Source organism: Pseudomonas sp. KCJK8993 (assembly GCF_046230915.1).
GTDB lineage: Bacteria > Pseudomonadota > Gammaproteobacteria > Pseudomonadales > Pseudomonadaceae > Aquipseudomonas > Aquipseudomonas piscis.
Genome location: NZ_JBJJLO010000086.1, coordinates 15,428 through 28,317, shown reverse-complemented (window position 1 = coordinate 28,317; position 12,890 = coordinate 15,428). Strand labels below are relative to the sequence as shown.

Annotated in this window: 15 protein-coding genes; 7 read left to right on the top strand and 8 right to left on the bottom strand. The window is 64.1% G+C overall.

The features are described from left to right. The first annotated feature begins 415 nt into the window (after positions 1-415). From ACK6AU_RS22990 to ACK6AU_RS22980, 3 genes are all read left to right on the top strand, one after another. Positions 416-625: a hypothetical protein gene (locus ACK6AU_RS22990; protein ID WP_409301572.1), complete on the top strand. Its 210-nt coding sequence runs from the start codon at positions 416-418 to the stop codon at positions 623-625. Further along, positions 622-1,497 (top strand): EamA family transporter, encoded by an 876-nt coding sequence (locus ACK6AU_RS22985; RefSeq protein ID WP_409301568.1) that lies wholly within the window; start codon positions 622-624, stop codon positions 1,495-1,497. Before ACK6AU_RS22990 ends, ACK6AU_RS22985 begins: the two co-directional genes overlap by 4 nt. Positions 1,498-1,978: 481 nt before the next feature. Continuing rightward, positions 1,979-2,776: a helix-turn-helix domain-containing protein gene (locus ACK6AU_RS22980; RefSeq protein ID WP_409301566.1), complete on the top strand. Its 798-nt coding sequence runs from the start codon at positions 1,979-1,981 to the stop codon at positions 2,774-2,776. Between the two features lie 15 nt (positions 2,777-2,791). On the opposite strand, the gene ACK6AU_RS22975 is transcribed toward ACK6AU_RS22980, so the two are convergent. After that, positions 2,792-3,307: an AAA family ATPase gene (locus ACK6AU_RS22975; RefSeq protein ID WP_185701496.1), complete on the bottom strand. Its 516-nt coding sequence runs from the start codon at positions 3,305-3,307 to the stop codon at positions 2,792-2,794. A 32-nt stretch (positions 3,308-3,339) separates the two neighbouring features. Continuing rightward, positions 3,340-4,098: an ArsR/SmtB family transcription factor gene (locus ACK6AU_RS22970; RefSeq protein ID WP_409301565.1), complete on the bottom strand. Its 759-nt coding sequence runs from the start codon at positions 4,096-4,098 to the stop codon at positions 3,340-3,342. An 81-nt stretch (positions 4,099-4,179) separates the two neighbouring features. Here ACK6AU_RS22970 and ACK6AU_RS22965 point away from each other — a divergent pair, with 81 nt between their 5' ends. Both ACK6AU_RS22965 and ACK6AU_RS22960 read left to right on the top strand, forming a co-directional pair. Then, positions 4,180-5,298: a cytochrome P450 gene (locus ACK6AU_RS22965; RefSeq protein ID WP_409301563.1), complete on the top strand. Its 1,119-nt coding sequence runs from the start codon at positions 4,180-4,182 to the stop codon at positions 5,296-5,298. 88 nt (positions 5,299-5,386) lie between these two features. After that, positions 5,387-5,881 (top strand): DUF1543 domain-containing protein, encoded by a 495-nt coding sequence (locus tag ACK6AU_RS22960; protein ID WP_185701493.1) that lies wholly within the window; start codon positions 5,387-5,389, stop codon positions 5,879-5,881. 15 nt (positions 5,882-5,896) lie between these two features. On the opposite strand, the gene ACK6AU_RS22955 is transcribed toward ACK6AU_RS22960, so the two are convergent. Continuing rightward, positions 5,897-6,844, bottom strand: a complete 948-nt coding sequence (locus tag ACK6AU_RS22955; RefSeq protein ID WP_409301561.1) for a LysR substrate-binding domain-containing protein — start codon at positions 6,842-6,844, stop codon at positions 5,897-5,899. Positions 6,845-6,962: 118 nt separating this feature from the next. Here ACK6AU_RS22955 and ACK6AU_RS22950 point away from each other — a divergent pair, with 118 nt between their 5' ends. After that, the gene (locus tag ACK6AU_RS22950) at positions 6,963-7,598 is read left to right on the top strand and encodes a LysE family translocator (protein ID WP_409301570.1); all 636 of its coding nucleotides are present in this window, start codon (positions 6,963-6,965) and stop codon (positions 7,596-7,598) included. Here the strand turns inward: ACK6AU_RS22950 and ACK6AU_RS22945 are convergent. Then, on the bottom strand, positions 7,562-7,717 hold the full coding sequence (locus tag ACK6AU_RS22945) for a hypothetical protein (protein WP_409301559.1): 156 nt from the start codon (positions 7,715-7,717) through the stop codon (positions 7,562-7,564). The genes ACK6AU_RS22950 and ACK6AU_RS22945 overlap by 37 nt on opposite strands. A 334-nt stretch (positions 7,718-8,051) precedes the next feature. Here ACK6AU_RS22945 and ACK6AU_RS22940 point away from each other — a divergent pair, with 334 nt between their 5' ends. Beyond that, complete coding sequence (locus ACK6AU_RS22940) at positions 8,052-9,074, top strand: sensor domain-containing diguanylate cyclase (RefSeq protein ID WP_185700288.1); 1,023 nt, start codon at positions 8,052-8,054, stop codon at positions 9,072-9,074. 9 nt (positions 9,075-9,083) lie between these two features. On the opposite strand, the gene ACK6AU_RS22935 is transcribed toward ACK6AU_RS22940, so the two are convergent. The 4 genes from ACK6AU_RS22935 to ACK6AU_RS22920 form a co-directional block, all read right to left on the bottom strand. Further along, entirely contained in the window at positions 9,084-9,494 is a 411-nt protein-coding gene (locus tag ACK6AU_RS22935) for an NUDIX domain-containing protein (RefSeq protein WP_185700289.1), read from the bottom strand. Between the two features lie 16 nt (positions 9,495-9,510). Further along, complete coding sequence (locus ACK6AU_RS22930; protein ID WP_185700278.1) at positions 9,511-9,849, bottom strand: FKBP-type peptidyl-prolyl cis-trans isomerase; 339 nt, start codon at positions 9,847-9,849, stop codon at positions 9,511-9,513. 265 nt (positions 9,850-10,114) lie between these two features. Beyond that, positions 10,115-11,368, bottom strand: coding sequence for an OprD family porin (locus ACK6AU_RS22925; protein WP_409301556.1), 1,254 nt, complete (start codon positions 11,366-11,368; stop codon positions 10,115-10,117). 91 nt (positions 11,369-11,459) lie between these two features. Then, positions 11,460-12,764, bottom strand: a complete 1,305-nt coding sequence (locus tag ACK6AU_RS22920; RefSeq protein ID WP_185700276.1) for a CitMHS family transporter — start codon at positions 12,762-12,764, stop codon at positions 11,460-11,462. Positions 12,765-12,890 lie beyond the last annotated feature (126 nt).

Below are 12,890 nucleotides of genomic sequence, written 5' to 3'. Positions count from 1 at the left end.
GTTTAATTTGTTGACCGCGTGCTTTTCGCACTTGGATAGAGGCATCAAAAAAGAGCACCACTTGAAGTTCAGACAAGCTTGGAAAATGATCGAAGACAGGAGCTCCTACCATGCATATTGTTTTTGTTCATACGCCCATGGCAACAGTCAGTCTTTCCGAGCGAGAGAGCTTTTGGCGAAACTTTGATATTCGTTACCACGCCACTCACCCTAGACTCAAGCCAACGAAGAATGTTCTCTGGGAACTCCCTCATTGGATGACGTAGTTGACGGGAGTCCTGATACAAGAAGGATTCGACTCATTGGAAGCAATGGACCTTTATGCTTCTGAGATATTTATGGCGGGCTTTTATAAATAAACTTTTTGGACTGTGTGTTTCCGGTGAAAGTCTGGGATGGCCTCGGGCAGGAACGTATGGGTAATGCAGGCCCTTGGCGCGTGACGGGACCGACCTGCGACAGCTCGGACATGTTCAAGAAGTTGTATTCACTTCCCGATGAGATAGCCGTTGGGGACTATGTAGGGTTTGGCATGTTAGGGGCCTATTCCCCTTCGCTGGCGACACGATTCAATGGTTATGGTGCGCAAGATTGGGTTCAGATTGTCAATGGGGCTTCGTCATGAAGGTAGAGGTTTTACTGGGTCATTGGTTGGCACGTGCATCACCGATTTGGCTGGTCGTTTTCTCTATTCTGTCTGTGCAGGTCGGCACTGCTATTGCGATACATCTGTTCCATGCGGTCCCGGCAAGTGGTGCAGCATTTTACAATGCATTTTTTTCAGCCCTCGTATTGGGGAGTTTTTCCTGGCGGGCAAAAGTCCAGTGGCATGCCCGGAATGTGCTATTAGTGCTGGGATTTGGTTGTTCAATCGCCGGAATGTTTCTCTCTTTTTTCTACGCGGTAGAACTGATTCCGATGGCGATTGGCTCAACCATAGAGTTCATGGGACCGTTGGCGTTATCTGTGTTATTTGCCAGGCGTGCCTCACATTTCCTTTATATCTTTCTGGCTATGGCAGGTGTACTGGCATTGGCTCCCGAGCTGGGTACGAGCCTCAACAGGCTTGGTGTGGTTTACGCCGTTTTGTCGGCAGTATTCTGGGCTGTTTTTGTCTTATTGAGCCCGAAAATCTCTAAGGCGTTTGAAGGCGAATCCGGGTTGGCAATCGGGATGGCCATTGCCTGTGCTTTGATCTTTCCCTTTGCTTGGCTGGACAACGGATTGGGGAGTGTCGCACCAAGCATCTTGCTAGGTGAATTCTTGATGGCCTTTTTTTCTACAATACTGCCGTTGTCCTTGGAGTATTACGCGCTGCGCCGCTTATCGGCGCGTTCATTCGGCGTTCTTGTATCGATGGAGCCTGCCGCCTCGGCCGTGGTTGCTTTTGTGGTTCTAGCTCAACCTATCTATCCACGTATGGCCGTTGCCGTTGTTGCGGTCACCATCGCTGCCATCGGCATCACCCTTTCAGACGCGAGAAAACACTCCAGCTAACCTATATCGGAATTTACAGGCTCAATCATGTTTGTTTGGGCGACTACGGATCTGGCTCTTGCACTTAGCAGCGAATAACGTCATTTGCTAAACGGTTTAACGTCAGGAAATAGCGGATATCAAAGCAAAAACCTCAGGTTTTAGAACACCCAGCGACAACTCTTCGCATCATTCTGGTTATCTACGACGCAGCCCGAATAAAAATGGGGCCTATCACAGTTGCGGTCACCATCGCAGTCACGGCGGCCACATAGTTGACTGCACCATCAGACTCACAACTACAAACCACTATAGAAACGTGGCAGCAGACGCTTTCATACATCATCCAGGAACCCACCTCGGGTTCGCTCCAATCGGCAACAAGACTAAAGAACTGGCCCTGGCAGCCCCCTTTCCTGTTACCGCCTCCAGCGATGGATCTAGTGAGGTCGTGTAGGATTCGCACCTACCCCTTTTGCTTTTCCGCCCACCGGTGCCCTCCATGCCCAAAGCCGCGCAACACCTGCACCTGCCACCGTTCAGCCAGGAGTTGCCGGCGCCGGTGTTCTTTCGCACGGCCAACCTGCCCGCCCACGCCACCTACCCCCGGCATAGCCATGCCTGGGGCGAGTTCGTCTATGCCTACAGCGGGGTTATGGAGATCGAGCTGGACGACCACCACTACCTGGCGCCGCCGCAGTACGGCATCTGGTTGCCACCGAATATCGAGCATGTGGGTTTCAACCACCAGGAGGCCTGCCACTGCTCGCTGTACCTGAGCCCGGAGCTGTGCGGCGCCCTGCCCGCTCGGCATTGTGCCCTGAGCCTCAGCCCGCTGGTGCTGGCGCTGCTGGACGACCTGCGCCAAGACCCGCCCGGCCTGCCGCAAAGCCCGGAGCAACAGCGCCTGCTGCAAGTGCTGGTGGACAAGCTCGGCCAGGCGTCCTGCGCCGGCAGTTACTTGCCCTCCTCCGATGATCCGCTGCTGGGCCCGGTGCTGCACAGGCTCAAGGCCAACCCCGGGGACCCGCGCTCCCTGGGCGAACTGGCCCATGCCGCCAATACCAGCGAGCGCACCCTGGTGCGCCGCAGCCAGAAGGAGCTGGGCATGTCGCTGCTCGAATGGCGCCAGCGGCTGAAGGTGGTCCAGGCCCTGGCCTTGCTGGAACGCGGCCAGACCGTGGAGACCATCGGCCTGGACCTGGGCTACAGCAGCGCCTCGGCCTTCATCAGCATGTTCCGGCGGATGATGGGCACCACCCCGGACGAATACCGCCGACAGTGCATGGGCCGGGGCTGACCCCCCACCTGTGCTTCAGCGAGCCGGCGGCAGGAACGCGCCAGGCAACTGCGCAAGAATCCGCTGTACCGCTTGCTCCGGCGCCAGCCGCGCAGTGTCCAGCACCAGTCGCGGTCGGTCCCAGGCCTGGTAATCGTGGGCCAGTACCGATTGCCAGCTCGGGGGCGCAAGGCCCGGGACATCCGAGCACCGGCCCTCGACCCGGCGCCGGTGCTGGTCGCGGTCGGAACACACCACTTCGATTTCCAGCAGGCCGACCTCCAGCTGGCACGCCAGGGCCTGCCAGGCCGCGCGGCTCTCGGCCACCGGGTTGACGCAGTCGGCCAGCACCCGGTTGCCCAGGGCCAGGTTGGCCTCGGCCAGTTGCAAGGCAATCCGATAGCCCGCGCTGCCGACCTGCGCCAGGCCGGCATCACGCAGGCCCTGTTCGATACTGTCGATGCGCAGGTAGGTGGCTCCCAGGCATGGGGCCAGGGTGCGGGCGATGGTGGTCTTGCCAGTGCCAGGCAAACCGCCGAACACGATGAGCATGGGGCGCTTCTCCTGGTTACGGGTACAGGTCGTCATGTGTCGTTGCCGCCAAGGCCTTGCAGCTCCAGGCTGGCCGAGGCCGAGAGCGGCCGGGCCGGCTGGATCAGGGCCAGGCCGAAGCGCTTGCTGATGGCTCGCCCACCGGGGCCGGTCAGGGCCAGGGCGCGGCTGTCCAGGTCGCGGACCAGCCATTTGCGCTGCACCAGGGCTTGCAGCAGGGCCGCGCCCAAAGCGCCGCCCAGGTGCGGACGACGCACGCTCCAGTCCAGGCAACCGCAGGCAAAACGCCGACGCAGGCCGGCCAACGCAGCGACATCGATGTCCAGTCCACGGAAGAATTCACTGCCACTGTCGCTGACCCGGTAGCCATCCCCATCCTCCAGCAGCCAACCGGCCTCGAACAAGCGGTCGTGCAACTGCACGCCCAAGGTGCCCGCCAGGTGGTCGTAGCAGGTCCGTGCGAACTGCAAGCGATCCGGGGTGCGCGGGCTGAAGTGCTGCTCGCGGCCCTGGCCGATCACCATCAGCGCCTCCAGGGCCCGGGCCACCAGCGGATCGCCAAGGCCGTAGTAGCGGTGCCGGCCCTGGACCTGGACCCGCAGCAGGCCCGCGTCCTTGAGCTTGGCCAAATGCACGCTGGCCGTGGAGGTACTGACCTCGGCGATGGCCGCCAGCTCGGTGCTGGTGCGCGCATGGCCGTCCATCAAGGCACACAGCATGCGGGTGCGGGCCGGTTCGGCGATGGCGGCCGCCACCCGGGACACGCCGCGGTCGTTCTGCTCAGCATTCATATTTCGCTCCCTGACGAATCATGCCTTCGGAAGGCTGAGGATAGTAGCAACCGACACGCTTGGCTCACACAGAGATAAATCATGGACTTGATCAGCACTATCACCCATCCCGATCCCTACCGGCATTGCTATGCCCCGCTCCGGGCCGGGTCCGGCCTGGCCTACGACGCCGCGCTCGGGCTATGGATCGCCAGCAGCGCCGAGGCCGTGACGGCGGCCCTCGAACATCCGGCCTGCCGGGTGCGGCCCCTTCACGAGCCGGTGCCGGCGGCGCTGGCGAACGGCCCCGCCGCAGCGCTGTTCGCCCGCCTGATGCGAATGAACGACGGTCCCCGCCACAGCTGCCCCCGCGCCACCATCGAGCCGGGCTTGCGGGCCATGGCCGGCATCGACCTGATGCTTGCCCTGGAACACCGGCGGCCACCGCTGGATATGCCGAGCGACGCCGCCGGAGTGCGCCGCTGGCAATTCCAGTTGCCAGTGGCGATGGTCGCCGGCTCGCTCGGCGTGGCGACAGCCCAGCAACCCGAGATCGCCCGGCGCACGGGCGAGCTGGTGGCCGGGTTGTCGCCCCTGGGCGATGCTTCCCAGCGCCAGGCCGCCCATCAGGCAGCGCATGACCTGGACCAGCAGATGCAGGCCCTGATGCAGGCCGATGCTCCCGGACCGCTGCTGCAAGCGATCCGGCAACAGCAAAGGAGCCTGGGGCCGGCAGACCTGCGGGCCAACCTGGTGGGTTTGCTGGTCCAGGCCCATGACGCCTGTGCCGGGCTGTTCGGCAATGCCCTGCTGGCCTTGCTCGACCAACCGGCGCTGGTCCAGCGCCTGCGCCACGACCCGGCGCAGCTCGGCACCTGGTTGCGCCAACAACAGAAGCTCGACCCACCGGTGCACAACACCCGGCGTTTCGTCGCCGAGCCCTGCACCCTGGCCGGAGTAGCGCTACAACCCGGCGACACGCTGCTGGTACTGCTGGCCGCGGCCAACCACGACCCGGCCCTGCCCGCGGACCAGGACCTGAGTTTCGGCGCCGGCCGCCACCAGTGCCCCGGCCGGGGCCTGGCGCTGAACATAGTCACCAGCCTGCTCCAGGCCCTGCTGGGCACGCCGGCCCTGGCCGAGCTGCGGCTACGCTGGCACTACCTGCCGTCCCTCAATGGTCGGATCCCGTGGTTCAACGATGCATTGCCGACCCGCTGAACCAGGCCCCCTTGGCAGCGCTCCGGGCTTGCGGTAAAACCTGCGGCCCACGCGGTGCTCGGCACCGATCCCGGAACAAGGAACGCCCATGCTGTTTGTAGTGATGCTGGGGGGCAAGCACCCCCAGGCGAAGATCGAGGTCCACGACGTCCAGTTCGTGGTGGCCGACACCCTGGAAGCGGCCTACCCGCAACTGCGCGAGGGCTGGTTCGGCAGCCCCGCCGGCCTGCACATCGACTCATGGATGCAGGTCGATGGCGTCGAAGGCTACAAGCTCGAGCTCAGCCCCCTGGCCCCCGCGGCCGGCGCGCCCCGGCTGTTCTTCATCAACCTGGGCGGCTACGAGAGCGCCACCTTCGGCGAGGCCCATCGCTACCTGCTGGTGGTGGCCTCGGACAAGCAGCAAGCCAAGGCCAGGGGCAAGCAGCAGATGCTCGCCCATTGGCACAAGGCCCATACCGATGCCCTGCTGGATGTCGACGACTGCCTGCCGATCGACCTGTTGCAAGGACGCTACGTGCACCTGGTGCCAGGCCCGCACCGGGGCATCACGCAGCACAATGACTACATCATCCTCGGCTAGGCCCGTAGCGGCGACCTAGGCTCGCGGCGCACCGGGCACCAGATAGTCCAGGACCAGGTCGTCGATCGGCACCACCCGCTCCAGCAGGTACTGGCGCAAGCGCGCGATCCTCTCCTGCTGGAGGCTGCCGCGCAGCCACACCAGGTAGTAGCCGTCCCCCGAAGCCACCGCCCGCGGGAACGGCACCCCAACCCGACCACGCCGAATGTCCTCGGCCACCAGGTGCAGGTCGCCCACCGACAGCCCGTGCCCGGCCATGGCGGCGGAAATTGCCTGGTCCAGGGTGTCGAAGACCGTACCCCGGTCCAGCCGCAGCGCCTGTGCCAAGCCCCGCTCCGGCTGGGCCTGCAGCCAGCGGCGCCAGTCGCGGCGATCCGCCGAGGGGTGGATCAGCTCGGCCTGCGCCAGGCGCTCCAGGGTCCAGGCCGGCGCCTCCGCAGGTTGCGGCGGGCCGATGGGGATCAGCCACTCGTCGAACAGCTTGCAAGCCTCGACCCCGGCCCCGAAGTGGCCATTGCCCAGCAGGATCGCGCAGTCGTAGGGCTCGGCATGCAGGTCCGCATGATCGACATCCATCCACACGCTGGCCAGCTGCACCGGCAGCTCCGGACAGTCACCCTTGAATTGCTCCAGTACCCGCAGCAGCCAGCGCATGGTCAAGGTCGAAGGCGCTTTCAGGCGCAGCTGGCCGCTGTTGGCGCGCAGGGGCAGGCAGGCGTCCTCGATGATCCGAAAGCCGCTCTTGAGCTCCCGGGCCAGGCGCTGGCCGACGTCGGTCAGCACCAGCCGCGGCCCATGACGCTCGAACAGGCGGCAGCCGAACTGGCTCTCCAGGGTACGGATATGCCGGCTGATGGCGCTCTGGGTCAGGGACAGTTCCTCTGCCGCACGGGTGAAGGAGCTGGAACGAGCGGCCACTTCGAACGCACGCAAGGCATAGAGCGGCGGCAGGGACTCGACCATCGGCGGGCACTCATCATGATAAAAAATCATAGTAGGTCACAGCTTTTTGCGTTTTTCAACGCCGGCAAAAGCCCCCAAGCTGCGCGCCTGTCAATTGCCGGGAGCTTGGTCCGTGGAGCTGAATCTGTCGTTGTTGCTGGTCTACATGCTGAGCGTGCTGATGCTGGTGGCGACCCCGGGACCGGTGGTGGCGCTGATCATCAATACCAGCATGAACGCCGGCCCGCGCCAGGCGCTGCTGACCGCCGTGGGCACCAACGCGGCCTCGCTGCTGTTGGCCCTGGTGGCGGTGCTGATGCTGACCACCGGCCTGTCCCTGGACCCGCGCCTGATCAGCTGGGTCAGCCTGCTGGGCTGCTGTTTCATCGGCTGGCTGGCGCTCCAGGGCCTGCGGGAAGCTGCCGCTGCGCCCGGCAGCGAACCTGAGGCCACTAGCCCACGGCGCCGTGGCCAGGGTCTGGCCACCGGTTTCCTGGTGGGGATCGGCAACCCCAAGGACATCATCTTCTTCGTCTCGTTCTTTCCCCAGTTCATCCAGGTCGGGCGCTCCCTGCAACACAGCGCCCTGCTGCTGACCCTGGTCTGGGCGCTGATCGACTTCACGGTACTGGGGGCCTACATCCTCGTCGCACGCCAAGGCTTCTCACTGAAGTACAAGCGCCTGGTCACCGGCTTGTCGAGCCTGGTACTGCTGAGCGTGGCACTGCTGGGGCTGGTCTATTCGGTGCTGGAGTTGCTGCGCCCGGCGGCCTGAGACGTCAGACGCTGCGCAGCTCCAGGGTCAGGTGAGCCAGCCCGGGCACCGGCATGATGGTCGGCAGCGAGAAACTGGTACTCATGGGCCAGGCTCGCGGCCTGTTGCGACAGACTCATCGCTGCACTCCTGTCTGGAGTAACGGCCAATGGCTTGCAGCAACTCATCCATCCCTACCCGCTCGCTATCGCTGAGTTCGGGTGCGCCGGATGTTCCAGGACATGGACGGCCCTGCCGCGCTTGAGTAGGCGACATATCTATATGACGAATACGGCTGCGCCCGGCTCGGCCGTTGCGCAAGACGCTATCGCCGCAAACCGTTGGCCTCCCGGAGGGCGCCGACCAACGGCATGGCCCGACAGAAAAAGCTGCTGTTCGTCATACGGCGTGGATTAACATAGCCAAGTGCCATCCCTCCTTCAGGACCCTCTCTTCCATGTTGCCCAGCATCCGATGATTGCCGTCTGGTCACTGCTCTGCCTGACCTCGCTGCTGGCCCTGCTGGTGCTCTGGCTGTTGCGCCGCGAACGGCTGGCCCAGGCCCAGTTGCGGGCCTACCGGGAACTCGGCCAGGGCCGGCCCGATACCGTGGAACGCTTCGAGCGCAGCCAGTACTTCGCACGGATCGGCACCTGGGACTGGGAGGTCGATACCCAGCACCTGTACTGGTCGGAAGCCATCTACGGCATGTTCGGCTTCAAGGTCGGCGAGGTGGTGCCCTCCTACGAACTGTTCTGCTCTTGCGTGCACCCCGAGGACCGCGAGCGGGTGCGCGCCGGCGAGCTCCATTGCCTGCGCACCGGCGACAACCACGATGAGGAATACCGGGTGATCTGGCCCGACGGCAGCATCCACTGGCTGCGCGAGACCGGCAACGTGGTGCGTAACGGGCACAACGCCACGGTGAAGATGATGGGGGTGGTACGCGATATCACCGACGAGAAGGTTTCCACCCGCCAGTTGCAGCGCCTGGCGCACTTCGATCCGCTGACCGGCCTGCCCAACCGCCTGATGCTCGAACAGCGCCTGTCGCGAGCCCTGGAACAGGCGCGCCTGGACCAGACTCGGGTGGCCCTGGTGTTCGTCGACCTCAATGGCTTCAAGGCGATCAACGACCAGTACGGCCACGCCATCGGCGACCGCGTACTGAGCGTCACCGCCCAACGCCTGCAAGGCGTGCTGCGCAGCAGCGATACCGTGGCCCGGATCGGCGGCGACGAATTCGTGGTGATTCTCGAAGGCTTGTCGCCGGCGCTGGACCTGGCCGAGGAAGCCGGGCGCATTGGCGAGAAGATCTTCAGCCAGCTGGCGCCGCCGGTGGAGGTCGACGACCGCCGGCACAGCGTGGGCAGCAGCCTGGGGGTCGCGGTGTTTCCCGACCACGGGGCACGCATGGACCAACTGCTGCACGTGGCCGACCTGGCGATGTACGAGGCCAAGCGCAGCGGCAACAACCAGTACCGCCTGGGCCAGTGAAGCCGCAGCTCAGCGCCGCAGCAGGCGTTCGCCCAGGTAGGCCAGGGCCTGCTGGAACAGCGGATGCCATTGTTCCGAGGGCGCCTCGGCCAGGGGATGCCAGAAGAAGCTGAACTCATGGCCGCCGTCATCGCCACAACGGTGGCTCCAGGATTCGGCCAGCGCCTGGACCACCCGGCATTCATGGAAGGCCCAGACCTGGCCAGGGAAGCCGGACTGCCAGATGCCCAGCGGGCGCACCGCGATGCCCTGGACCCCAGCCTCTTCCGCCAGTTCGCGGACCGCCGCCGCGGCCGACGCCTCGCCCGCCTCGATGCTGCCCTTGACCAGTTGCAGGCCAGCCAATGGGTGCCGAAAAGCCAGGATTTCCAGGCCTGCGCCCTGGCGCAACACCACGGGGCAGGCCTTGTTCGCCGGCAGGACCGCGCGTTCTGGATCAGTCATCGCGGGTCAGCACTTCCAGCAGTTCGATCTCGAACACCAGGTTGGCGTTGGCCGGGATCGAGCCCACGGCACGCTCGCCATACCCCAGGTGCGCCGGCACCAGCAGCTTGCGCTTGCCGCCGACCCGCATGCCCATCAGGCCCTGGTCCCAGCCCTTGATCACGCGCCCAGTGCCGATCACGCACTGGAACGGCTTGCCGCGATCATAGGAAGAATCGAAGCTGCTGCCGTCCTCCAGGAATCCGCGGTACTGGGTGGTGATCAGGGCGCCCTTGACCACGGCCTTGCCGTCGCCCAGCTGGATATCGATTACCTGCAACTCATCACTCATGCGTGCTCATCCTTCAACCATCGCCCCGGTGCGGGGCCGCGGCGGCTTTTTCGCAGAATTGCCCGGGCTTGGCAATCATCGTGGCTGGCCCTGCTGGTCCTGGGCTCGCTCGGCACCCCGCTGGGCAACCTGATCAAGGCTGCCATCGACCGCCAGTGCGAATTCCTCGCCGACGCCTCGGCCGTGCAGTTCACCCGCCCCTGGCCGAGCGCATACGGCGCCTGGATCCGCAGTGGGATGGACGCTTCAAGCCGCTGTAAATGCGCTACCAGAGGGCAATGTCGTAAGTGATGTAGAGGCGGTTGCTGTCGCGCCCACGTGAGTAGTCGGAGCGATACACGTAATTGCGCAGCTTCACTCCCAGCCCTTTGAACGAGCCCTGCTGGAGCACATAGGCCAGTTCGCTGTCGCGCTCCCACTCATCGACGCGGGTGCCGGACTTACCGTCATTACCGCTCAGGTAGCGGGAGCTGAAGGTCAGGCCGGGAACACCCAGGCTGGCGAAGTTGTAGCCATAGCCGAGCATCCAGGTCTTCTCACCCTCCTCGATGAACTTGCCGATCCCGGCATTACTGAAGGAGTAGACCGTGGCGCCGCTGATATAGGGAAGCCCGGCATCGCCACTGAGGCGCTGGTAGCCGCCGCCAAGGGAATGCCCGGCGATCGCGTAGGTCAGCTGGCCGCTGAACAGGCGGTTGGCGATCTTGCCGTCGAACGCCGCGCCTGAATCGGCGCTGCGGAAGTAGCGCAGGTCGCTGGTCAAGGTCCCCTGCCCCAGCGCCAGGTCATGTTGCAGGCCGACAAAGTCCTGCCGATAGAAGTTCTCGAGTTCGCCATGGAAATAGCTCAGGCGCAGGGTCTTGCTCCACTTGTATTCGCCCCCGCCATAGCGGAAGTCCCCGGACTGGCCGCCACTGTAGCCGTCGGGCACCAGCCCCACGCTGTCGGTGGAGTCGCGCAGTTTGAAGCGCTGCAGATAGCCGCCGGTCAGGCTCAGGCCGTCGATATCGGTGCTGGTGAACTGGGTGCCGTGGTAGGTCTGCGGCAACAGCCGGGCATCGTTGTAGACCAGTACCGGGGTCTTGGGCAGCAGGGTGCCGTACTTGAGCGTGGTCTTGGCCAGCCGCACCTTGGCCGTGGCGCCGGCACTGGCGAATTCGCCTGCGGCGCGCCCATCGTCGTGCACCGGCAGCAGCCCCGTGCCACTGCGGCCCTTGCCGGAATCGAGGCGCACGCCCCACAGCCCCAGGGCATCGACCCCGAACCCCAGGGTGCCGGGGGTGAAGCCGGACTGATAGTCGAGCAGCAAACCCTGGGCCCATTCGGTGCGCTCGCTCTTGGCCGTGCGCGCAGCCTTGGCGCCGAGGCCGTGTTCGTCGCGGAAGTTTTCATTGAAATAGACGTTGCGCAATTGCAGCTTGAGGCTGCTGTCGTCGATGAAACCCGCGGCCTGGACCAGGCTCAGGGACAACAGGCTCAAACCGGGAACAAGCATTGCGCGGATCAGCAAATGGCTCATGGGGTACTTCTCGTTGTTGTTATTCAAGGCGCAGGTCGCCAGGCGCCCCGCCAGCAGGCGCGCCAGGCAACCAAAGAGGGTTTTGAACGAGTCAAGCGAACAGGGTCAGGGCGCCGGTCAGCAAGGCCAGGGCGGTAATCACCAGAGAGGTCAGCACGGCCCACTTCACCGTGGCTTTCTGGAAGTCGCCGATGTCGCGATCCACCATGCCCACCAGCAGCAAGGTCGAAGCCACCAGCGGGCTCATCAGGTGCACCGGCTGGCCGAGGATCGAGGCGCGGGCGATTTCCAGGGGAGAAATGCCATAGGCCGCCGCCGCGTTGGCCAGGATCGGCACCACACCGAAGTAGTAGGCATCGTTGGACAGGACAAAGGTCAGCGGCATGCTGGTCAGCGCCACCACCAGCGGGAACAGGTGGCCCCAGGACGGCGGAATCCAGTCCACCAGGGTCTGTGCCAGGGCGTCGACCATCTTGGTGCCGGAGAAAATGCCAGCGAAGATCCCTGCGGCAAACACCAGCAGTACCACGGTCATGGCATTGCCTGAATGGGCGAGAATGCGCTCCTTCTGCACCTCCAACCGCGGATAGTTGATCATCAAGGCCAGGACAAAACCGATCAGGAACAGCACCGCCGAGTGCATCAGGCCCAGCACCAGCGCGGTCATCACCACCATTAGCAGCAGCAGGTTGACGTAGGCCAGCCTGGGCCGCTTGTGCGGGGTGTCTTCGAGAATGGCCTTGATGTAGCAGTCGCCACCGCCGCTTTGCAGCTGGGTATTGCCGATGCGCTTGCGTTCGGCCCGGCCCAGCAGGTAGGCGGTGAACACCACCCAGGCGGCGCCGCCGATCATGGTCGGCAGCAGCGGCACGAAGTACTCGCCGGCATCCAGGCCCAGGGCGGCGATAGCTCGGGTTGCCGGCCCGCCCCAGGGGGTCATGCCACTCATGATGCTCAACGACAGCATGGCAATGGTGGCGAGGATCATCGGGTTCATGCCGATGCGCTTGTACAACGGCAGCATCGCCGCGCAGGTGATCATGTAGGTGGTGGTGCCGTCACCGTCCAGGGCCACCACCAGCGACAGCAGTGCGGTGCCCATGGCGATTTTGGTCGGGTCGCCATTGACCCGCTTGAGAATCTTGCGGATCAGCGGGTCGAACAGCCCCGAATCGATCATCAAGCCGAAGAACAGAATGGCGAACAGCAACAGCGCCGCCGATGGCGCGACCATTTTCAGGCCGTCGAGCATCATCTTGCCGGTGGTGCCGGCAAACCCGCCGAGCACCGCGAAGACGATGGGCACCAGCGTCAGCGCGACGATGGGCGACAGGCGTTTGGTCATGATCAGGACGGTGAAGACCACCACCATGGCAAGGCCGAGTAAAGCGAGCATAAGTCGATTCTCTTGTTTTTATGGTGAGCGTGGCCGGCGCGCGGGCGCACGGCCACCCGAGCACCGGACGCCCCCGATCAAGGGCGCCCGGCACAGGTGTTGAGTCGGTACGTGGGGTAAAGCGGT